Below are 21,868 nucleotides of genomic sequence, written 5' to 3' on the forward strand. Positions count from 1 at the left end.
CTGCATTTATAGCTAAACGACAAATTTCTACTCGTACCTCGTTTGAAATAACAAGTCTTTTTATCTAAAGTCCTCCCTCTCGGAGAGGATTTAGGAGGGGTTAAACGAGCGTGGGCCTGGCAGAAAACCGGGCCGGGGAGTATGGCCATGTGCGGATGAAGGGTTTTTCTGCCTTGATGTTTGGTTACTTTCGCACCAAGGGAATTAACTGGGCCCTGCGCCCAAGAGCAGACTGACGTTTCAATCAAAGCACTCTCCTTAATAAAAGCAATGCCACTGCTAATGAGCATTGGGATTTGCTCACCCGGGCGTTAGTAGATGTCACTTTCTTTTGTGCAGAAAAAAGAAAGTAACCAAAGAAAAACTGCCGGCTACGTCCTGCCCGGTGAAAGGTTGTGCTTTGGCTAGGCTTGTGCTACTCCGGGCATTACTGATGCCGGGGGTGATAGGTTATTTAGGGTTCGTACGTTTGCTTTTTACACCCTTCTTGTCATTTCGACGAAGGAGAAATCTGCACGTGTCCATTAGCAAGCGACAGATTCTCCTACGTCGAAATGACAAAAAATAATAGATTTCTTTTCACTCTCTCTCCTAAAGGAGAGGGTTGGGGTGAGGTATTACCTCATACCTTCATCCGGCTGTACATCCCCTTGGTTTTGCTGCTTATTTTCGTCTTTTTTGTTCTCACTCTTACGTCCCGTTGAGCCAAAGCGGTAGCCTATCGAAAAAGATATCACCCGCATAGAAAAACGCCTTGAAGCATCCTGGTAATAAGGATAGGGGCCTGCGGTATTCAATATCTCCGAGCGAAAACGGCGGGTGTTGAATACATCGCGCACGTTGCCGCTAATGTTCAGCTTGTCGGTAATATCATATTTAACGCCGGCATCCATTCCGTACATGGCTTTCATTTTACCCTGGGCTATAACCTGCGGGCCCTGGTAATCATACCTTAACTGTATGCCCAGTTTTTTAACGGGTTTCAGGTTACCGGTTATGTTGGCATTCCAGGCATAGCCTGATGTTTCGCGCAAACCCAGGTCAACATCACCATCAATTTGGCGGTAGTACACGTTCACGTTTCCGGTAACATCAAAGGCCTGTGAAAAACTCCATTTGGCTATCAGCTCATAACCGGCGTTGCGCGCGCTGTTAACATTCTCAAACCGGGTAAGGGTACGGCTGCTATCTAACCCAACGCTTATACGTTGAAAATTCTCGTTAGTAAGCCGATAGTATAATGATGATGTAAGCGTAAGCGCCTTCCAGTAGTTAATATAACTTAACTCGAATGAGTGGGTATCCTCCGGCCTTAACAACGGGTTACCCTGCTGATAGTTTAATGGATCGCTCCTGTCTAAAAACGGCGATAACTGCCTTTCCCTCGGGCGGCTTACCCGGCGGGTATAGCTTAACTGCAAGGTTTGCGCGTCACTCAGTTTTTGGCTAAGGAAGATGCTTGGGTAAACCCTGAAATAATCCTGGTTATTACGTACGGTGCTGGCACTGTCAATAAGCGAGGTGCGGATGTTTGCATCCTCCAGCCTAACACCGGCCTGTATGCCAAATTTACCAAACTGGCGCTGGTAGTTGGCATAAACGGCATGGATATATTCGTTATATAAAAAACGGTTGGTCTGGCTCAAATCCCGCTGAAACATGCCTTGCGTAAAGGCGGTATCAACCAGATAATCATTATCGTTTTTGGCGATGGTACTGCGGTAACCTGCTTCAAATCTGCCTTTGTTATCAGCAAATGGCAATACATAATCGGCTTGGATGTTCCAGTTATTCTCTTTTTCCTTATTATAGTTGTTCTGCAAAAAGTTGTTTGCTGATACCGGCTCGTAATACCGGTACGCCGTATTAAGGTAATCGTAATTATCCTCATCGCCCCGCGAGTAGCCCAAGTTAGCGGTTAACTGCTCGCCCTTGCGCTTAAATTTTTGATCGAGGTCAAGGTTGAGATCAAAATTGGTACCGCTGCCATTGCTTACGTTATCCTGCACGGTTTGCTGGGTAAGCACACGCGATTGCCCGAACAGATCGGTTGAGCCGGTTTGATAACGGTCACGTTTACGGGTGTTTACATTGCCCGATAGGCTGATGGTCGTTTTGTCGGCCGCGTTCCAATCAATACCCGCCCGTATGTTATGCGAATCAAATACAAAGCTTTGATCCTGCACCTGGTTTTGAAACAAGGTATCGGCACCAATATAAGTTTGCCTGTTGGTAAAGCCATTACCAACCCTTTTACCATGACGATAGCTGTAGTTAGTATACAGGTTAAATTTTTCGGTTTGATAACCCAGGTTAAGGTTGCCATTATAGGTATCATAATTACCGGCTGTAAAAGCGGCCTGCCCGTTAAAGCCAACGCGGGCGTTCTTTTTAAGGATGATGTTGATAATACCCGATTGCCCTTCAGGATCATACTTTGAGGATGGATTGGTAATTACCTCAATATTTTCGATAGAACTGGCCGGTAACGATTGCAAAATATCGCTCACGCTGCCGCCTGTCAGCGCAGATTGCTTGCCGTTGATCAGCACCCGCACGTTGCTTGAGCCGCGCAGGTTCACGTTGCCATCCACATCTACCTGTACCGAGGGCACATTGCTCAGAAGATCCGTAGCCGAACCGCCCTGGCTTACCAGGCTTTGGTCAACACTAAAGGTTTTTTTATCAACCCCAAGCTGTATGGTATTGGGTTGCGCCTTTACCACCACCTCTTTAAGTACGCTGGTGGCACGGGCTAACTTTATAGTACCCAGGTTATACGCTTTTTGTGTAGCGTTTATGTTTATGCTATCCTTGGTAAAGCTGGTATAGCTTACAAAAGTAATGCGCACCTGGTAACTGCCATCGGCCAAACCATTAATGACAAACTTACCGTCAAGCCCGGTTTGTACACCCTTTACGGGTTGATTGGTCGCTTTATCAAAAATTCCTACGGTTGCAAATTCAACCGGTTTATTGGTTTCAGCATCAGTAAGCGTACCGGTAACGGTGCCTGTTTGCTGTGCATATAAATTGGTAGCCGTTAATAACAATACACCCACAATCGCCTTTATCAACATTCTCATGCTGCAAAAGTGCCTTTTTTAATACCGGGGGGCGAGTGGAGTATGTAACTTTATTAATATGTAACTTAATTGATAACAAAGTATTAACTATGCTTCTACCGCATCATACACAATAACCTTTTCCCACAAATGGCTGTGGTTTTTGATAAATTCCTGGTGAATGGGGTGATCCTGATATGTTTTTTGTCCTTCAAGGTCAGCAAAGAACATCAATTCCGACACGCCCCAGCTATTGTCAACCACATCGCGCTTTTCAGTACTGGCCACTATGCCAACATGCATCTGCTTAATGGTTTCAATTTTTGATAATGCTTTAACACCGGCTACCAGTTTATCCCTGTCCTCAACCGAGCCCGGGTTTTTAAGCCAGAAAAACACATGGTGTACAATTGGGTACTTGCTTTTTGCCGATGCCATAGGCACCGCCGATGCTGCTGTTGCTGCTGCCATAACTGCTGTGGTTGCTATAAAATTCCGCCTGCTTTTTGTGCTCATAGTATCAGATTAACGAGAGCCTAATTTAGTAAAAGTTTGGAAATGCACCCCTCCTAAATCCTCCCCGAGGGGTAGGACTTTATTTTTTCTTTTACTCCCTCTCCTTGAAGAGGGTTGGGGTGAGGTTTTTCCTTTGGGAGGGTTGGGGTGGGTTTTCCTTTTCGATGAGTTGTCGCGCTTGACCCCTTAATCTGTCTTTTTTGCACAGCACGGCTCAACAACAGACCCGGTATGTTTGTATAAATAATCTCCTTTAACCAATAAAAACAACTTTTATGCAAAAGATCGCCCCTTTTCTTTGGTTTGATAATAACGCCGAAGAAGCCATGAACTACTACCTGAGCGTATTTAAAGATTCAAAGCCGATTAGCATTATGCGCGCGACAGAGGGCATGCCCGGCGCATCCGGCTCAGTGCTGGTGGCTTACTTTGAACTCAACGGCGTGGAGTTTGCCGCCATGAACGGCGGCCCGCAATTTAAGTTTGATGAAGCCATATCATTCGTAATAAAATGTAAAGACCAGGAAGAGGTAGACTATTACTGGAACACTTTTATTGGCGATGGCGGCACCGAATCCGCTTGTGGATGGCTGAAGGATAAGTTCGGCGTATCATGGCAGGTAACCCCTACCCGGCTGATCGAGCTGATGCAGGATAAAGACCCGGCTAAAGCCCGGCGCGTAGCGCAAGCCATGATGAGTATGATCAAGATTGATATTGCCGAACTGGAAAAGGCTTACGCCGGTTAATAATGAACAGCAAGGAAAAGCCCTATGTGCCCAAAACGGTAGACGAGTACCTGACCATGCTTGCCGAGCCCGCCAAAAGCGCGTTAACCGCCGTTAGGGCAGCCGTGCGCGAGGCGGCACCGCAAGCCGAAGAATGCATCAGCTACCAGATACCTACCTTTAAATATAAAGGTATGCTGGTGCATTTTGCCGCGTTTAAAAATCATTGCGGCTTTTACGGCGTAAGCAAAGCGGTAATAGATCAATTTAAGGATCAACTGCCTGATTGTAAAATAAATGGTAATACCATTCAATTCAAAGCCAGCCAAGGTTTACCGGCTGATGTGGTTAAACAAATCGTGACTATCCGCCTGAAAGAAAATGAAGAAAGCTTTGAACCGGGCAAAAAGCCTTATAGCAAAAAAGCATAACTTTTGCTAAAAAAATTATCATTATAAAAAACTAACCGGTATTTTTGTCGCGATGTCATTATACATTGCAGCACTAAATTCGGGCAGTAACGGCAACTGTTATTACGTTGGTAATAATGATGATGCCGTATTGATCGATGTGGGTATTTCCTGCCGGGAGGTGGAGCGCCGCATGGTCCGTTTGGGGCTGCATATCAGCAAGGTAAAAGCCATCTTTATCTCGCATGAGCACAGCGACCATATCAGCGGACTTAGCGTGCTTTGCCGTAAGTATGGTATACCTGTATACATTACGCCCGGCACCATGCTGCATGGCCGGTTGATGCTTGACTGTGTGGTAAACTTCACAGAGCATACCCCTGTAACCATTGGCAGCTTAACGGTAACCGCATTTAACAAGTTGCATGATGCTGCCGATCCGTACAGTTTTATTGTGGCCGATGACAGCATCACCATAGGCGTGTTTACCGATCTCGGCGCTGTATGTAACAATCTGACCAGATATTTTAAACTTTGCCATGCAGCCTTTTTAGAAGCTAATTACGATGAGCAGATGCTGGATGGCGGCCGATATCCTTACTTTTTAAAACGGCGCATTCGTGGCGGCAAAGGGCATTTATCCAACACACAGGCGCTGCAGCTATTTATTGAGCACCGGCCGGCGTTCATGTCGCACCTTTTATTATCGCATCTTTCAAAAGATAATAATTGCCCCGATCTGGCACTGGAGCTTTTTAACCAGCACGCCGGTGATGTGCACGTAGCCGTAGCCTCACGCTATGCCGAAACAGCGCTTTACCATGTAAATGGGCAAAAGCCATGTTTTAATACGGTGCCGCAAACCTTACAAATGAGTTTGGCGCTGTAACTATCACCTGCCCTCTTCAAAGTCATTCCTGCCCTCTTCAAGGGAGAGGGAGTGAAAAGGAATTTTACCTACAACCAGCCCTTGCGCCTGAACCAAAAATAAATAAGCAGCGTGATCATTACCATTACGCCGAGCACAACCGGGTAGCCATAGTGCGCGCGTAATTCGGGCATAAAATCAAAGTTCATTCCGTAAATGCCTACTATAAAGGTAAGCGGCATAAAAAACACCGAAAATACTGTGAGTATACGTACGGTTTCGTTAGTTCGCTGCGCGGATACGTTAAAGTACAGGTTAAGAAGATGGTTTATATTTTCGGACAAGGCATCATAAATACTTTGCAGGCGCACATACAGGTCGCGTGTGTCGCGCGTGTTTACATCACCTTGCTCGGCATCAATGTTATCAATTATATCGTACGACAGCATAAGCATCCGCCTTACCAGGTCGGCCTTGCGTTTTAAAAAGTACATCCCTTTTAAAAGCGGCGCTTTGCGGGTTCGTAAAAATATCTGTTCCTCGTAATATTCCAGGCTACGCGACAAATGGTTTGAGGGTTCATCATACGTAAGCAAACAGGCCTTTATAATGTTGTTTAACAGGTGGTAGGTGCTGCTGCATTTACCCTTCTTTACTTCTTCGCCCAGGGTATCAATCAATTTGTGCGATTTACGATGAATCGTAACCACAAAATCCTTAGCGTAAAATATGGCTATTTTATGCGTAAGCTGCTGCACGGTATCAGCCTCGCTCACCCGGCTATCCGTATGTATCCTGAATATAATGAAGGCGTAATTTTCCATCTGCTCATATTTGGGCAGGTGGTCGGGTTGCAAACTATCATCTAACAGTTCTTCGTGCAGGTTATACTTTTCGGCGGTCGCATGGATTTCGTCATGCTGCGGCTCGTAAATATCGATCCACTCAAAATTGTTTTCCTGTTTGCTGGCAAGTTGTCTAAGCATTATCCAAATAAAATAAGTAAACACCGGTTCGGCAAATAAGTTCATAGTACCGATGATGCATTTAGCCATCAATTACAATAAATTAATCTGAAACCTACTGATTTAGAGTTTACTTAACCTTTATTTTATGATTTGCACATACCCTTAACCGACCTTTGAAATAAGAAATTTAACTTAAATATGCGAACGGCAAAATTGATAGTAAAATTCCTTAGGGCCGCGATCCTCCTACTTCTCATTAGCGGCTGCCTGCCCTGCCTGGCACAAAACATCCCCCTGCAAAACGGCTTCGCCCATAACGATTACTGGCACAAACGCCCCTTGTTTGACGCGCTGGACAATGGCTACACCCACATTGAGGCTGATATATTTTACATTAACGGCGAAATGGTTGTAGCCCACTTCTTCCCCTTTTTTCAGGGTAACCGTACGCTTGAAAAACTATACCTGAAACCCCTGGCCGACCGCATTAAAAAACAAGGAAGCGTTTTTAAAGGCTATGATACCCCTATTACGCTGATGATCGATATCAAGACCGATGCTGATGACACTTACCGCGCGTTAAAACCACTATTGAAAAAGTACAGGCACATACTATCAAGCTATGAAAATGGCAAGGTACACCAGCGGCTGGTAACCATCGTACTATCGGGCAATAAACCCTACCAATCCATAAAAAACGAAAAGCAGCGGCTGGCCTTTATTGATGAAGACCTGCGCGATGTGGGTAAAGACAAAAGTAACGCTCACGTGTACCAGATGGCAAGCTGCAAATACAGCTCCTTACTAAACTGGGATGGCAGCGGCACCATGCCCGATAAGGAGCGAAAACTGTTATGCAGCTATGTAACTAAAGCGCATAGTATGGGTAAAAAGGTACGCCTCTGGGCCTCGCCCGAAAAGGAGTGCGTTTGGAAGCAGCTATTAAACTGCGGGGTAGACCTGATCAATACCGACGAGCTGGCGATGTTACGTAAATTCCTTATCACCAATACATCAGGCAATGAAAATATCAATCTTACAAAAAAGGCGCGGGTTGCATCATTGTAAGTTCCTCAAAACATTTCAGATATTCCTTTACCATTTTATCCCAACCGAAGTGCTCCATCGTGTATGCCTTTATCTGCTCTGGCTTTAGCCGGTAACGATCCGGCTCTGTAGCCAGTTTATTCAAAGCCTCTATCCAGGCCGATGTATTGGCGGTGGGCAATAAATAACCATTTTTACCGTCGGCTATTACATCCTTTATTCCCTCAATACTGGATGCAAATACCTTGGTGCCGCACAAGCAAGCCTCCAGGCATACCAGACCAAATCCTTCCAGATCGCCCGCCACGCGAATGTTAGGCATTATGAACGCTTCGGCAGCCATCAGCAATTGCAGTATATCCTCAAAAGGCAAGCGGCCCAGATGCTTAACCCGGTTTGCCGTACCCGATTTTTGCAGCAACCTGCGGATCTCCTCCTCATCCGTAGGCCAGCCTAACAGCGAAGTTACCTGCCTGCGCGTTTTAGGGGGCAGCGTGCGTATCACTTTGTCGGCCAGCGGGGCGCGAGGTTTAAACGGCCCGATAATCAGCAGCATAAAATCATCGCTCAGTGCGGGCATTACATGCTTTATAAGCCAGGCAAAACCCTTACGCTTTACCGCACGCCCCATGCAAATCAATATTTTTTTATTCTTCAGGTCGAGGCCGTGCTGGGCGGCAATTTCATTAAGCAGTGCCGGCTGCTGCAGGCAATCGGCTATGGAGGCATCTACCCCGTTACTGATCACCTGTATCTTATTAGCCGGTATGCCGTATTTAGTGCAAGCGCCCGCCGTGGCATTACTTATTGCAAATACCTTATCAAAATTTTTGTACTCGGGCAATACGGCGCGGCGATAGGCATGGTTAGGGAAAACCACATCCAACCCGTGTAGCGTTACGGTACGTTTAAGGTGCTCATACCCCTTATGCCGCATACATATAGCCGCCATCAGCCCATCATTATAATGTATAATATTGATACCAGGATATTTGCGGCATATATCAATGATACGCCGGTTGAGCGACATAAAAAAGCGCAGCTTGCTGGTGCCTGCTTTGTACACTATGGCATGTATGCGGGTATGCTTTTTCATGCCCTGTATCATCTCATAGCTTTGCTTTTCCATCCCCCCTGTAGCAGGCGGGTGTTTATGGCTAACAAACAGTATTTCCATTTTGGTAAGATGTTGCCGTTTGTTTTCTGTCAATAAAAAAATAAGTTGCCAGGCCCAGCACTATCCAGAATAACTGGCGGGCACGCCGCAGCAGCGAGGCGGTTACCCAGGTTTCGGTAGCGGTTAGGCCAATGGCGGCCAGCATCAGTTTGTTGCCGTATTCTTCAACCCCTAACTGGGCGGGTACAAACGCCCCGGCGGATTTAAAAATGATCACACTCATATCAACAAACATGGCAGGTATAAAACCCGCGCCCGTGCCCAACAGGTAGAGTATAATATACAGTTCGAGCGAACCCAATACCCAGTGCAGCATAAAAAAGCCTGAGGCTATCAGCAGGTGCTTTTTGTTGGTACGATAAAACACGCGGAGCGCCATAGCTGCATCATTTACCTTAACACGTATGCTTTCGGTACGCTTTAAAAACCAACTGCCCAAACGTGTTTTGCCAAGCCCCTTTAAAATCAGTATCAATAGGTATATTACTATACCCATACCGGCAACTATGCTAAGCACCTTTACCATAACACTGAACGAAAAATGCAGCGCGGGCACAAACACAAATGCCAATATGGTGATGATAAGCAATGACAGCAACTGCGTAGCCATCATTAACACCCGCGAAAGCAGTACCGAAGTAACAATAACCTGTTTTTCAATAGCGTAATTGCGAAGCAGGTAGATCTTTAAGGCCTCACCAGCTACAATGCTGGTCGGGTTGATAATGCCTATCGTTTCGCCGGTATGGCGCACCCAAAATAACCGGGCGAGTGTTATCCGCCCGCCATCAGCGCCCATACAATACCGCCAGGCAATGGTACCGCAAATATATGAGCAGGCGCTGGCCAGCAACAGCCCTATAAAATGAAGGCCTACTTGTTGCATGGAGCGGCCTACTTTGCTAAAATCCGTATGGCGAAGAAATAGCCAGGCGCAGATGAGTATCGTAACAATAATTAATATTTTCAGATACTTCATTCAGCAGGCAGCAGTTGGCCATGGTTTTGTTTGGCCAGTTGGTTAACGTCATTAAAATATATAGCGGCAAGCTCATCCCAATTAAACGTACTGCTATACTTTAACCCTGCCGCTGCCACGCTTTGCCGCAAAGCATCATTATTAAGTAACAGCATTATTTTATTGATGAATTGAGCAGCATTATAAGGACTGCACTTAAAGCCGTTCATGCCCTGCGAAATAAAATCGGCAGAGCCGCCGCCATCGGCAATTACACAAGGCAGGCCTGATGCCATGGCTTCTAAAACCACGTTGCCGTAAGCTTCGGACACGGATGGAAACACGAACACATCTGCCGAGGCGTACAGCACCGAAAGCGTTTCATGATCTACCCTACCGGTAAAAACAGCATCAGGCATACGCTCTTCGCAGCTTGCCTTTTCTTTACCATCGCCTGCTACAACCAGGTTGAATGGTGTGCCGGCGGTTTTTAAACCGTCATATATATCAAACAGGGTTTCCAGGTTTTTTTCCCAAACCAGGCGGCTGGCAAATAATATTACGGGGGCACTATTGCCCGTTAGGTTTCGCAACCATGCTGCATCTCGCTTTGAAGGCGAAAACAGGCCGGTATCAATGCCCCGCTTCCAGCTTTTTATTTTATCAGGCTTTACGCCTACCCCCGCAAGCCATTTACTTATACCTTCGGACGGCATGTAGATCATGTCGCAGCCGTTGTAAAAGTTCCGCTGGCTCTCCGTAACGCGCGATCTTATAAAATCGATCAGGAAAGGGGCATGCTTAAAGTAATAATCAATGTACGATACAAAGTGTGTATGATATATAGTGATCACCGGCAAACGCTCCTGCCGGGCATACTTCAGGGCGAACTCGCCTAAAAGCGAGGGAGTGGCTATATGTACCACATCAGCATCAAAGGTTTTGAGCTTTTCCTTCAGGCTGCTTTGTACCAGGCCGGGCAGTGCCAGCTTATAACTGCGGTTAACCGGCACCGTAAAGGCGGGTACCTTTACACATTCAAAACCGTGCAATACATCAGGCCCGGTACCGCAAATAAAAAGGTATTCAAAAATTTCGGCATCAATACGACTGATGAGCTGGTACATGGTACGCACCGCGCCATCATGATCTTTATCCAGTATCTCCGAGAAGAATACAACCTTTATCCTTTTGCGGTATATCATACCCAAAACTATGAGCAACTTATAATCTCAGCATTAATTTAATATTGTTAATGGCTTATATCAGTGGTCGTAAAAAGCGGGTATGTTACTAAAATATAAACAATCAGGCTTGTATTGTAACAATTTGCTTAATCGTTTCAGTTTTTTATAAAACATGGCAATCAAGGCGCTCAGGTATGATCAAATTTCCTATATTAGCCCACCTCGATATAACAATTATTATGAGAAAAAACCTTTTACTAAAAACAACATCCCTGTTGTTCCTGTCAGCCGCTGCTTTACCGTTTGGTGTTGCCGCGCAGGATACACAGGTACCTCTGAGTGATCTATCGGCTTTTAAAAAGCCATCAGCCAACTGGTCTGTTGCCGGTTCGGTAAAAAGCGATTTTAACAAAGAAGAGTACCTTGAAAAAAAAGATGGCCAGGGCATACTGGTAACCATCCCCGGCAAGGGCAAAAATGAAGACCTGTTTACCAACATGGAACATGGCGATATTGACCTGAGCGCTGATTTTTTGATGCCTAAAGGCTCAAACTCGGGCATTTATCTGCAAGGCCGTTACGAAATTCAACTGAGCGATGCCTGGGGTAAAGATAAACTGACCTACCAGGATCTGGGCGCTGTTTACCCGCGCTGGGATGAAAGCCGTCCGCAAGGGCAGTTCGCTTACGAGGGTGTGGTACCACGTATTAACGTAAGCCGCGCGCCGGGGCTTTGGCAAAACATCCGCATTGTTTTCCAGGCACCTAAATTTGATGCATCGGGCAAAAAAACAGCCAACGCACGTATTGTAAAAATTGTGCTTAATGGCGCAACCATTATTGAGAATGCCGAATTACAGGCACCTACACGCGGCTCGGCATTTGCCAATGAGGCTGCTACCGGCCCTATCCGCCTGCAAGGCGACCACGGTGCTGTGGCTTTCCGGAACATCAAGTACAGCAATAAGGTTGATACAAAAGCAACCGATGGCTCAGACCGCAGCTTTAGCGAAAAACAAGTATTTGTTACCGTAACCGATGAGCCTGTATTACTGCGCAGCTTTGTTGATATTAACGATAAAAAACGCGTTACCCATGCTATTAACGTAGGCTACCCGGGCAACATCAGCTACTCTTACGATTTAGGTACAGGTGCTTTATTCCAGGTATGGAAAGGCGGCTTTGTTGATGGTACGCCAATGTGGCTGTTCCGTGGTGATGGTAATACTACCGTTATAGGCAGCAAACTACCTTTAACTGATGCACCATCGTTAGCTGTTTTAACGGCAGAGAACACCGCGTGGCCGGATTCACTTAATGCCGACCAGGCGTTCCGCAGCCGCGGTTATGAGCTTGACGACAAAGGTTACCCAACCTTTAAATACGAGGTAAGCCAGTTAAAAGTAGATGATAAACTAACCAGTGCGGATAGCCGTGGCTTAACCCGCGTGGTAACGGTTAGTGGCCCGGTTAAAGATAAGCTTTACCTACGCGCCGCAACCGGCAGCGATATTGTTGAGGCCGGTAACGGCATGTACGCGGTTAACAACTATGAGTACTACGTACAGTTTGATAAAGGCACCAAGCCCGTACTGCGCGCAGCAGGTAACGGCAAGGAGTTGCTTATCCCTATAAAGGATGCGGATAAAGGCGCATCTATTAAATACTCACTTATCTGGTAATCTCAACAAACACCGCTATAAATGAAAGCTAATTTAAAAAATATATTACTCTCTTTATCTGTAACTGCCGTTGTTGGGTTTACAGCTAAAGCACAAAATAAGGAAGCGGGAGCTACCGAAAAAGATTTTTACCGCATTGTTACCCTGCCGATACCTGAGGGCGTTGAGCTTGAGGTTGGCGGTTTAGCCCTGTTGCCTAACGGCGATATGGCGGCATCAACCCGCCGTGGCGATGTTTACATTATTGAAAACCCGTACATGCTTAACGGCACTACGCCATACTACCGCAAGTTTGCTACCGGTATGCACGAGCTATTAGGCCTTGCCTATAAAGATGGTGCCTTATATGCCGTACAACGCGGCGAGTTAACCAAACTGGTTGACAAAAATGGCGACGGCAAAGCTGATGTTTACGAAACCGTATTCGCCTGGCCGTTAACCGGTAACTACCACGAGTACTCTTACGGCCCGGTGGTTATGCCTAACGGTAACTTTATGGTTAACGCCAACGTGGGTTTTGATGGCTTTGAGTGGTGGCGAGGTAAAAGCCATGTGCCATGGAGAGCATGGACAATGGAGATCACGCCTGATGGTAAAATGATGCCATTTGCTACCGGTTTACGCTCACCTGCAGGCCAGGGTTTGATTGATGGTAAATATTTTTACTCTGAAAACCAGGGCGACTGGGTAGGCTCGGGCCACATGATGCAATTGAACAAAGGCGATTTTGCAGGCCACCCGGCCGGTTTAAACTGGGCTGACCGTCCGGAATCACCGGTTAAGGCACGTACCCAGGATATTTACTCACGTGTTGACCCTCGCTTTAACCAGGGCAAAATTGAGGATGACGATCCGAACCGTCCGTACAAAACATATTTTGAAGTTGCCAAGGAAGTACCGGGCATGAAGCTGCCAACCGTTTGGTTGCCACACTCTATCTTAGGCACCTCAACTTCAGCAATGATACAGATCCCAAATGACGATCGTTTTGGTCCGTTTGCAGGGCAGGTAATTATTGGCGACCAGGGCCAAAGCCGCCTGAACCGCGTTTACCTGGAGCAGGTAAAAGGCGAATATCAGGGCGCAGCCTTCACCTTCCGCGAAGGTTTTGAATCGGGCGTATTGCGTTTGGCCTGGGGTAATGATGGTTCACTGTTTGTTGGCCAAACCAACCGTGGCTGGGGCTCAAAAGGTCAAAAGGATTTTGGCCTGGAGCGCGTAGTTTGGAGCAAACGTACACCGTTTGAGATGAAAGCCGTTAAGGCCATGCCTGATGGTTTTGAGATCGAATTTACCAAACCGGTTAACAAAAAAGCGGCGGCTAACCCGGATGCTTACGCCATTACCGGCTTTATTTACAAATACCACCCCGTATACGGCAGTAACACCGTGCGTGAGCAACAGCATGTGGTAAATGCGGCTATTGTATCAGCAGATGGTACAAAAGTTCGCCTGGTGATTGACGGCCTTCGCGAAAAATATGTTCACGAGATCACTCTGAGCGATGATATTACATCGGCAGATAGCGCTGCAAAGGTATTGCACCCGGTAGCCTACTACACATTGAACAACATCCCCGAAGGTGCAAAACTGAACGTGCCTAAACGTACGCCTAAAATGGCAATGGCAGGGCATGACCACATGAATATGGGTAAAACCACCCAAACCCCGGCTAAAGCCGCGGCTGCTAAAACGCCTGAAGGCTCTGGCCTGAAAAAGAATCAGCAAACTAAACCAGCTTCATGGACGGCTGTTGACCAAACCATAACACTGGGCACCAAACCGGGCTTAAAGTATGATAAGGGCGAGCTTACCGTTAAAGCCGGCAGCAAGATCAAACTTACCTTCAGTAACAATGATGATATGCCGCATAACTTTGTGGTAGTGCCTGACGGGCAAGCCGTAGCCGTTGGCGAACTGGCCATGAAACTCGGTTTACAAAGCGTTAAGCTGAGCCACATACCTAATACACCTAAGGTGTTGTTTAACACTACACTGGTAGGGCCGGGCGGGTCACAAACCATTTATTTTGTGGCACCTGCCAAACCCGGAAAATATACCTATGTTTGTACTGTACCCGGACACTTCTACGTGATGCAAGGCACAATGATTGTGAATTAACTAACATTACACCATACATGATAAACCGGTACTTAGTTACCGGTTTATTTGTTTTAACCCAATTTTAACTGTGAAACGTACGTTTTATTTACGCTTAACGGGCTTTGCCACACTGGGCATTTGCATCGTGCTGTTTTTATGCGGAAGGATGGCCCCCAAGCCGAGGGTGCTGGTTTTCAGCAAAACGGCTGGCTACCACCATTCATCAATACCCAAGGGGCTTAACGCCATTATTAAACTGGGGGTTGAGAACAATTTTGATGTGGATACCACCACCAAAGCAACCGCGTTTACCGAGGCTAACCTTAAAAAGTATGCCGCCGTGGTTTTTTTAAGCACCACCGGCGATGTATTGAACCAATACCAGGAAGCAGATTTTGAACGCTACATACAAGCCGGAGGTGGTTTTGTAGGCATCCATGCCGCTACCGATACGGAATATGGCTGGGGATGGTATGGCCGTTTGGTTGGCGGTTATTTTAAAAGCCACCCGGCACCGCAACAGGCTGTATTAAATGTGATTGATAAAAATCATCCGGCAACAAAACACCTGCCTGATACCTGGACACGTACCGATGAATGGTATAATTTCAAAAAGCTTAATCCGGATGTTAAGGTACTGATCAACATTGACGAAAAAAGCTACAAAGGCGGCGAAAACGGCGATAAACACCCGATGGCCTGGTACCATGATTTTGATGGCGGCCGTGCTTTTTACACCGAGCTTGGCCATACTGATGAATCTTATGCTGATCCGCAGTATTTGCAACATGTTTTAGGGGGCATAAAATACGCTATTGGTGATAACAATGCAATCGATTACAGTAAAGCGAAAAACCAGCGCGTACCCGAAGCAAACCGCTTTGTAAAACGCATACTTACTGAAGGCACACTGTTTGAGCCAACCGAAATGGCCATACTGCCAAACTTTGATATTTTGGTAGCACAGCGCCGCGGCGAACTGATGAAATATGATGCTAACAAAAAAACGGTTAAACAGGTTGGCTTACTCAATGTGTACTTTAAAACCAGTGTACCAAATGTTAACAGTGAAGAAGGGCTGCTGGGCATAACCGCCGACCCTGATTATGCTACCAACCATTACATCTACATGTATTACAGCCCGGCGGGCAGTGAGTCGATAGACCGCTTGTCGCGTTTTGTATTTAAGGGCGATACTTTAGATAATAAATCTGAAAAAGTAATATTAGAGGTTAAAACACAGCGCGAAATATGCTGCCATACCGGTGGCTCTATCGCCTTTGGTAAGGATGATAACCTGTATGTATCCGCCGGTGATAACTCTACGCCATTTGATGAACCGGGCGAGAAATACCCAACACATAGCTTCGGCCCGCTGGATGACCGTCCCGGCCATCAACAATACGATGCACGCCGCTCCGCAGGTAACACCAATGATCTGCGCGGGAAAATTCTCCGCATAAAAGTAAAAGCCGATGGCAGCTACGATATTCCGGAAGGCAACCTGTTCCCTAAAGGTACAGCCAAAACCCGCCCGGAGATCTATGTAATGGGTAACCGTAACCCATACCGTATCTCAGTTGATAAAAAAACCGGTTACCTGTACTGGGGCGAAGTTGGCCCTGATGCCAATGTAGATAGCACAGGCACACGCGGCCCGCGTGGTTATGATGAGGTTAACCAGGCACGTAAGGCTGGCAACTTTGGCTGGCCATTGTTTGTGGGTAATAATTACGGTTACAATATCCATAATTACAATACCAATGAAAACGCCGCACCTTACCCGGCCGAAAAACCGATGAATACATCACGCAACAACACCGGTTTAAACGAGTTGCCGCCTGCGCAACCGGCATACATCTGGTACCCTTATGCAGAGTCGCCGGAGTTTCCGGAGCTGGGTAGCGGTGGCCGCACAGCTATGACCGGACCTGTTTATCACAGCTCAGATTATGCCAAAGGTACCCGCTATCCATCTTATTATGACGGAAAGCTAATTATTTATGATTTTGTACGCGGATGGATCAAGGCCGTATCGCAAACCCCGGAAGGTGATGTGGATAAGATAGAGCCTTTTGTTGACGGCATGAAGTTTAACTCCATGATTGATATGGAAGCCGGTCCTGACGGACGTATCTACGTGTTGGAATACGGCAACGGCTGGTTCAACAAAAACCCGGATGCAGCCATATCGCGCATTGATTACCTTGCCGGTAACCGCCCGCCCGAAGTAACTGCTTTAAAGGTTGATAAAACCAGCGGCAACGTACCGCTCACCATATCGGCAACGGTAAAAGCTACCGACCCTGAAAAAGATGTGCTTACTTATATTTGGCACATTGGCAAAACTAAAAAGGTAACCAAGGTTCCCGTACTTAAACATGTAGTAGCCACTGCCGGTGAGTATGACCTGAGCGTTGATGTTATCGACAGTAAAAAAGCGATGGCGACAAGCAGCACCGTAACCGTCTACGCGGGTAATGTACGCCCGGTGGTTGCTGTTAATGTAAGCAGTAACCGCAGCTTTTTCTTCCCCGGCAAACCGGTTAAGTATAAGGTTAGCGTAACAGATAAAGGTGCGGCTGTTAACCCCGCCAACCTATATGTATCTGCCGATATGCTGAAGGGTACCGATAAAGCCGGTGCCAACCTTGGCCACCAAGTGGTACAGGCAACAACCATCGGTAAAAACATTATGCTTACATTGGATTGCAAGGCTTGCCATAAGGAAAATGAAACTTCGATAGGTCCGGCATTTGTTAAGGTAGCACAAAAATATAAGGACGCTAAAGATGCCAACACGCATCTTACCAATAAAATAATCAAAGGCGGCGCCGGTGTTTGGGGCGAGGTAGCTATGCCTGCACATCCATCATTAAAAGAGGATGATGCCAAGCTGATTGTTGGCTGGATCCGTTCTTTGGCTGATGACAACAAACCCAAATCATTACCGGCCAGCGGCACGATAACACCTAAAACCGATGATGCAGGTAAGCAAAACATGGTTTATACCATCCAGGCTAACTATACCGACGAAGGTGCCAACGGTATCAGGCCGCTTTCAGGCACAAGTGCGGCTATACTACGCAGCAATGTTATTGAGGCAAGCGAATTTACTGCCGTTAACGGCTTAGCCGCCAAGGATTCGGCCGGTACAGAATACCTGGTGTTCCCTGCCGCTACAGGCAGCTTTAAAGCGGGCAAGTTTGACGCGACAGGTATTGCCTCGCTTGAACTTATCGGTTTGGGCAATGGTACTGCCGCGAGTTATACCATCACTGTTTACAATGGTAAAGGCGGCGTTAAATTAGGCAGTGGTACCCTTAGCTTTGCAGCAGGCAAGCAAAGAACTACGGCTAACATTCCGCTTACCAAAGCACTTACCCCCGCCCTGCGCGATTACTTTATTGAAGTGAAGCAAAATACCGCGGTTAAAAATCCGCCTTTGCTTAAAGCCATCAGGTTTGTGCCTTTATAGGCTGAACCTGTATAAAACAAAAACGCCCTGCTGACTTAACAGCAGGGCGTTTTTTTATGGCAATTAGTTTATGATCCTTACAAAGGGTTTAGCAGATATGCTGATCTCATTGCCGTTTATCCAAGTTTTCTGTATCACATTATTGCTGATCTGTGTTTTTAGCGTATCCGTTTTCAAACTACCGTATTTAACCTGGGTAAAACTTTCGTTCTTACTGTCAGTAAAGCTACTTACCATAACCCTCAAAGTATATTCTGTTGGCTGATTATTCGTACTGAAAAACAAAAAGCCATTCTCAGCATCGTAACCTGTATTTTTAACGAGCTGATATTCGCCCTTATAAAGATAAAATACCTTGATGCTGTCGGGAGTTAAATAACCCGGTACAGATTTATCAAATACACTTTGGTTGGATTTATGCCTTACATCCAGATCAACATTCATACTAACCACTTTACAGCAATCACTCTTTTTGGTGCAGGATGTGATTAGTAAGGCGGCTGCGGCTAAAGCCACCCGGGTAGCTGCCTTAATGTGATGGAGTGCGATCATGGAATGCGTTTATTTTACTAATATAACTAAAAAACATAATCGCCGGAAGCATTCACTTTAACAGGTAATTCCTGCTGCTTAGCCAAAAATTGATCGTACCCTTTTTTAAGATTTTTCCAAAAGGCTATGGTATGCTGATCACCTGCATACGGTGCCGAAAACTGGCTTGCCGATACACTGTTAAACTTATACGGAAAGATGTAAACCGGTATATGATGCTGCCCGCTTTGGTAAGCTTGCAGCGCAAGCAGGTAAACCTCCTTAATGTAATCATCAGTAAGCGGCATGCAGCCTATGGTAACACACTTACCATGGATAAATATATCGCCGCCCGAGTTAGTACCGCTGCTCCTGATCTGGTCAGCCTGGTTGGGGTAGTCAATTCCTAACGAAAGATAGTAATTGCTTGTAGGGTTTAACCTGTTAATGTGGTAAAACCCTTCGGGCACCTGCCTGTCGCCCGAGCGGCGCTTAGGCCCCAATATGCCCGACATGGAGCAGATGTTATACGTACCGAACTTTTTATATTTAGCTTCGCCGGGCGTTTTTACATACACGGTCAGCTCCTGCTCTGTTTTAAAAGCGGTTATCAGTATGTTGATCTTTTTCAGCGAAACATTCATCAGTTTCAGCTTTTGTGCCAGCAGTGTTTCCTTGTCGGCATAAGCCTGTTTTACATGGGAGTATTTTTTCTGATCGCGTAAAAAAGCGGCATCATCAATAAACGCGGCTGATAGTATTACAAATATCGCTGCAGTAATGTGTAAGGCAAGGCGTTTCATCATGTTGTGTTTAGATGAATAACGCCTTCTGAAACCTAAAATTATAGTTTAAACTAAATAATTAGTAGATTGCTTTGATAGCCACTCATAAAGGCGGTCAACATCATCATTTTTAAACAATTCGGTGCCGTGGTTCATGGTAGCCGCGCTGCCACAGGCAATGCCCATACGCACCATCTGCCCCAGATCAAAATCATTCACACAACCGTATACCATACCGGCAACCATGCTATCGCCCGCGCCAACCGTACTGCGCTTTTTTACCGATGGCGCGTTTACGAACTCCGCGTGATCCTTGGTTACCACGTAAGCACCCTGCGGCCCCATAGATACCACCACAATGCCGCATTTATCTTTATTAACAATAATACGCGCCGCTTCTTCAATCGAGTCGTTGTCCTCGGCATCTATGCCGGTAAGTTTGCGTAACTCATTCTGGTTAGGTTTAAGCAGGTAAATACCTTCTTCAATAGCCTGTTCAAGGGCTTCGCCGGAGGTATCAATCACCAGGCGGGCACCTTCGCGGTGAGCAATGCGGGCTATCTGCGCTAAAAAATCGGTACTTACACCTTTGGGTATACTACCGCTGGCCACAATATAGCTGGCTTTTGAGGCCATTTGCTTTACAACCTTTAATATCTTCTCCTCTTCGCCCGCAACCAAGGCCGGGGCAGGCATGCCAAAGCGTAACTGCTCATTGGTAGCACGGTTAACTACAATAAAGTTTTCGCGCGTCAGGTTAGCGGTTTCAACCGGGTGCTGTTCTATTTGTTCGCGATGCAGTAATTCCTGCAAAAGTTTACCACTCAGTCCGCCGGAGGTAAATATGGCGGTCGACTCTAACCCTAACCTTTTAAGGGCGCGGGATACGTTGATGCCACCACCGCCCGGCTCAAATTTGGGCTCGGCACACTGTAGCTTATGCTCTGCAATAACTTTATCAACCGATGTACTTTTATCTATAGTGGGGCTTAATGTAAGCGTAAGTATATGTTTCATAACAGGGGGTATTTTTGCAAATCGGGGGCAAACATACGCAACCTTTGGCAGGCATACCTCATGCAAACTGCATTTTTAATGGTATTCTAACCTGCATCCTATGGCAAAAACTGTACTTTTACACCTCGCAAGGATGTAGCTTATGACTGTATTAACATTTACCCTCATTTTACTTGCCGGTGCCTACGCCGCGGGTTTGTTAGGCTCGCTAACCGGCCTGGGTGGCGGGTTTGTGGTCATACCACTGCTTACACTTGCTTTAGGGGTTGATATACATTACGCTATCGGCGCATCTCTCGTTTCGGCTATCGCCACCTCATCAGGCTCGGCCGCGGCTTATGTAAAGGAGGGCATTACCAATATGCGTTTAGGTATATTTTTGGAGATAGCCACCACTATAGGCGCTTTTACCGGTGCTATGCTGGCGGCCTTTATACCGGCGCATTTTATAGCCATCCTGTTTGGTACTGTTCTGATATGCTCGGCCGTGATATCACTCAAAAAAAAATCAAACGAGGTAAACGTTAAAAAAAGTTACCTGGCCGAAAAGTTGCAACTTGATGGCCAATTTCCGGAAGCGGGGGGCTTTGTGGCTTACCGGGTTATAAACGTAGTAGGCGGTTTTTTTATGATGATCGTAGCCGGTATCATATCAGGCATATTGGGTATAGGTTCGGGCGCGCTAAAGGTGGTAGCGATGGACGGGGTAATGCGTATACCATTCAAGGTATCAACCACCACCAGTAATTTTATGATCGGCGTAACCGCCGCCGCGAGTGCCGTAATATACCTGCAACGCGGTTATATTGAACCGGGTATTTGCATGCCTGTGGTAATAGGTGTGGTACTGGGTGCTTTAAGCGGTTCAAAAATACTGGTACGCACGGCATCAGCCGCCTGGCTTAAATATTTATTCGCGGGTATTATTTTAATACTGGCCATACAAATGATCTATAACGGCATATTAGGGAGGGTATAATTATGAGGATACAGATTATTATAGGCCAACTATTGCGCATCGGGGTATTCGCATCCATAGGCATCGCTTTTTTGGGCGGGGTTATCTACCTTACTAGGCATGGCCATGAAACAGTTGACTATGCTACCTTTAAAGGCATTCCGGATTATGTGCGGCCTTCAAATATTTTTAAAAGTATTTTTGAACTCCGTGGTCGGGCCATTATACAGTTAGGCATTATGCTGCTTATCGCTACGCCGGTTGTGCGCCTTATATTTTCGGCCATTGGCTTTGCTGCCGAAAAAGATTACCGCTACACCGCTATTACCATCCTGGTATTAGGCATCATCATTTTCAGCATGTTAACCGGCAAGGCGGGCTAAGCAACAC

General features: G+C 46.4%; 18 protein-coding genes. 9 read left to right on the top strand and 9 right to left on the bottom strand.

The features are described from left to right. Positions 1–617 precede the first annotated feature (617 nt). Both AC3WJC_RS13010 and AC3WJC_RS13015 read right to left on the bottom strand, forming a co-directional pair. The gene (locus AC3WJC_RS13010; protein WP_492399546.1) at positions 618–3,086 is read right to left on the bottom strand and encodes a TonB-dependent receptor; all 2,469 of its coding nucleotides are present in this window, start codon (positions 3,084–3,086) and stop codon (positions 618–620) included. A gap of 87 nt (positions 3,087–3,173) precedes the next feature. Beyond that, positions 3,174–3,536 carry a Dabb family protein gene (locus AC3WJC_RS13015; protein WP_492399547.1) on the bottom strand — a complete coding sequence of 121 codons (363 nt, stop codon included), beginning with the start codon at positions 3,534–3,536 and terminating at the stop codon, positions 3,174–3,176. A gap of 320 nt (positions 3,537–3,856) precedes the next feature. Here AC3WJC_RS13015 and AC3WJC_RS13020 point away from each other — a divergent pair, with 320 nt between their 5' ends. The 3 genes from AC3WJC_RS13020 to AC3WJC_RS13030 are packed head-to-tail and all read left to right on the top strand — an operon-like array spanning position 3,857 to position 5,608. Next, complete coding sequence (locus AC3WJC_RS13020) at positions 3,857–4,330, top strand: VOC family protein (RefSeq protein ID WP_492399548.1); 474 nt, start codon at positions 3,857–3,859, stop codon at positions 4,328–4,330. A 2-nt stretch (positions 4,331–4,332) separates the two neighbouring features. Then, entirely contained in the window at positions 4,333–4,740 is a 408-nt protein-coding gene (locus tag AC3WJC_RS13025) for an iron chaperone (RefSeq protein ID WP_492399549.1), read from the top strand. A 52-nt stretch (positions 4,741–4,792) separates the two neighbouring features. Continuing rightward, a complete protein-coding gene (locus AC3WJC_RS13030; RefSeq protein WP_492399550.1) occupies positions 4,793–5,608 on the top strand; it encodes an MBL fold metallo-hydrolase in 816 nt (271 codons plus the stop codon). Positions 5,609–5,676: 68 nt separating this feature from the next. Here the strand turns inward: AC3WJC_RS13030 and AC3WJC_RS13035 are convergent, their stop codons facing one another. After that, entirely contained in the window at positions 5,677–6,573 is an 897-nt protein-coding gene (locus AC3WJC_RS13035) for a magnesium transporter CorA family protein (protein WP_492399551.1), read from the bottom strand. Between the two features lie 180 nt (positions 6,574–6,753). Here AC3WJC_RS13035 and AC3WJC_RS13040 point away from each other — a divergent pair, with 180 nt between their 5' ends. Beyond that, the gene (locus AC3WJC_RS13040) at positions 6,754–7,623 is read left to right on the top strand and encodes a phosphatidylinositol-specific phospholipase C/glycerophosphodiester phosphodiesterase family protein (RefSeq protein ID WP_492399552.1); all 870 of its coding nucleotides are present in this window, start codon (positions 6,754–6,756) and stop codon (positions 7,621–7,623) included. Here the strand turns inward: AC3WJC_RS13040 and AC3WJC_RS13045 are convergent. The 3 genes from AC3WJC_RS13045 to AC3WJC_RS13055 are packed head-to-tail and all read right to left on the bottom strand — an operon-like array spanning position 7,592 to position 10,942. Further along, positions 7,592–8,779, bottom strand: a complete 1,188-nt coding sequence (locus AC3WJC_RS13045) for a glycosyltransferase family 4 protein (RefSeq protein ID WP_492399553.1) — start codon at positions 8,777–8,779, stop codon at positions 7,592–7,594. The two genes, AC3WJC_RS13040 and AC3WJC_RS13045, sit on opposite strands and share 32 nt — an antisense overlap. Further along, positions 8,760–9,758 carry a lysylphosphatidylglycerol synthase transmembrane domain-containing protein gene (locus tag AC3WJC_RS13050; RefSeq protein WP_492399554.1) on the bottom strand — a complete coding sequence of 333 codons (999 nt, stop codon included), beginning with the start codon at positions 9,756–9,758 and terminating at the stop codon, positions 8,760–8,762. Before AC3WJC_RS13050 ends, AC3WJC_RS13045 begins: the two co-directional genes overlap by 20 nt. After that, positions 9,755–10,942, bottom strand: a complete 1,188-nt coding sequence (locus AC3WJC_RS13055; protein WP_492399555.1) for a glycosyltransferase family 4 protein — start codon at positions 10,940–10,942, stop codon at positions 9,755–9,757. Before AC3WJC_RS13055 ends, AC3WJC_RS13050 begins: the two co-directional genes overlap by 4 nt. 221 nt (positions 10,943–11,163) lie before the next feature. Between AC3WJC_RS13055 and AC3WJC_RS13060 the strand changes: the two genes are divergently transcribed. From AC3WJC_RS13060 to AC3WJC_RS13070, 3 genes are all read left to right on the top strand, one after another. Beyond that, complete coding sequence (locus AC3WJC_RS13060; protein ID WP_492399556.1) at positions 11,164–12,606, top strand: 3-keto-disaccharide hydrolase; 1,443 nt, start codon at positions 11,164–11,166, stop codon at positions 12,604–12,606. Between the two features lie 21 nt (positions 12,607–12,627). Continuing rightward, positions 12,628–14,727: a plastocyanin/azurin family copper-binding protein gene (locus AC3WJC_RS13065; RefSeq protein WP_492399557.1), complete on the top strand. Its 2,100-nt coding sequence runs from the start codon at positions 12,628–12,630 to the stop codon at positions 14,725–14,727. Between the two features lie 70 nt (positions 14,728–14,797). Further along, positions 14,798–18,187, top strand: coding sequence for a ThuA domain-containing protein (locus tag AC3WJC_RS13070; protein ID WP_492399558.1), 3,390 nt, complete (start codon positions 14,798–14,800; stop codon positions 18,185–18,187). A gap of 63 nt (positions 18,188–18,250) precedes the next feature. On the opposite strand, the gene AC3WJC_RS13075 is transcribed toward AC3WJC_RS13070, so the two are convergent. The 3 genes from AC3WJC_RS13075 to AC3WJC_RS13085 are packed head-to-tail and all read right to left on the bottom strand — an operon-like array spanning position 18,251 to position 20,520. Continuing rightward, positions 18,251–18,739: a hypothetical protein gene (locus tag AC3WJC_RS13075; RefSeq protein WP_492399559.1), complete on the bottom strand. Its 489-nt coding sequence runs from the start codon at positions 18,737–18,739 to the stop codon at positions 18,251–18,253. Positions 18,740–18,765: 26 nt separating this feature from the next. Then, positions 18,766–19,524, bottom strand: a complete 759-nt coding sequence (locus tag AC3WJC_RS13080) for a L,D-transpeptidase family protein (protein ID WP_492399560.1) — start codon at positions 19,522–19,524, stop codon at positions 18,766–18,768. Positions 19,525–19,569: 45 nt separating this feature from the next. After that, entirely contained in the window at positions 19,570–20,520 is a 951-nt protein-coding gene (locus AC3WJC_RS13085; RefSeq protein WP_492399561.1) for a 1-phosphofructokinase family hexose kinase, read from the bottom strand. A gap of 142 nt (positions 20,521–20,662) precedes the next feature. On the opposite strand from AC3WJC_RS13085, the gene AC3WJC_RS13090 reads away from it, so the two are divergent. Then, entirely contained in the window at positions 20,663–21,499 is an 837-nt protein-coding gene (locus tag AC3WJC_RS13090) for a sulfite exporter TauE/SafE family protein (RefSeq protein ID WP_492399562.1), read from the top strand. Between the two features lie 2 nt (positions 21,500–21,501). Then, positions 21,502–21,861 (top strand): DUF1634 domain-containing protein, encoded by a 360-nt coding sequence (locus AC3WJC_RS13095; RefSeq protein ID WP_492399563.1) that lies wholly within the window; start codon positions 21,502–21,504, stop codon positions 21,859–21,861. Positions 21,862–21,868: the final 7 nt, after the last annotated feature.

The sequence above is a fragment of the Mucilaginibacter sp. FW306-07-L genome (assembly GCF_058782065.1).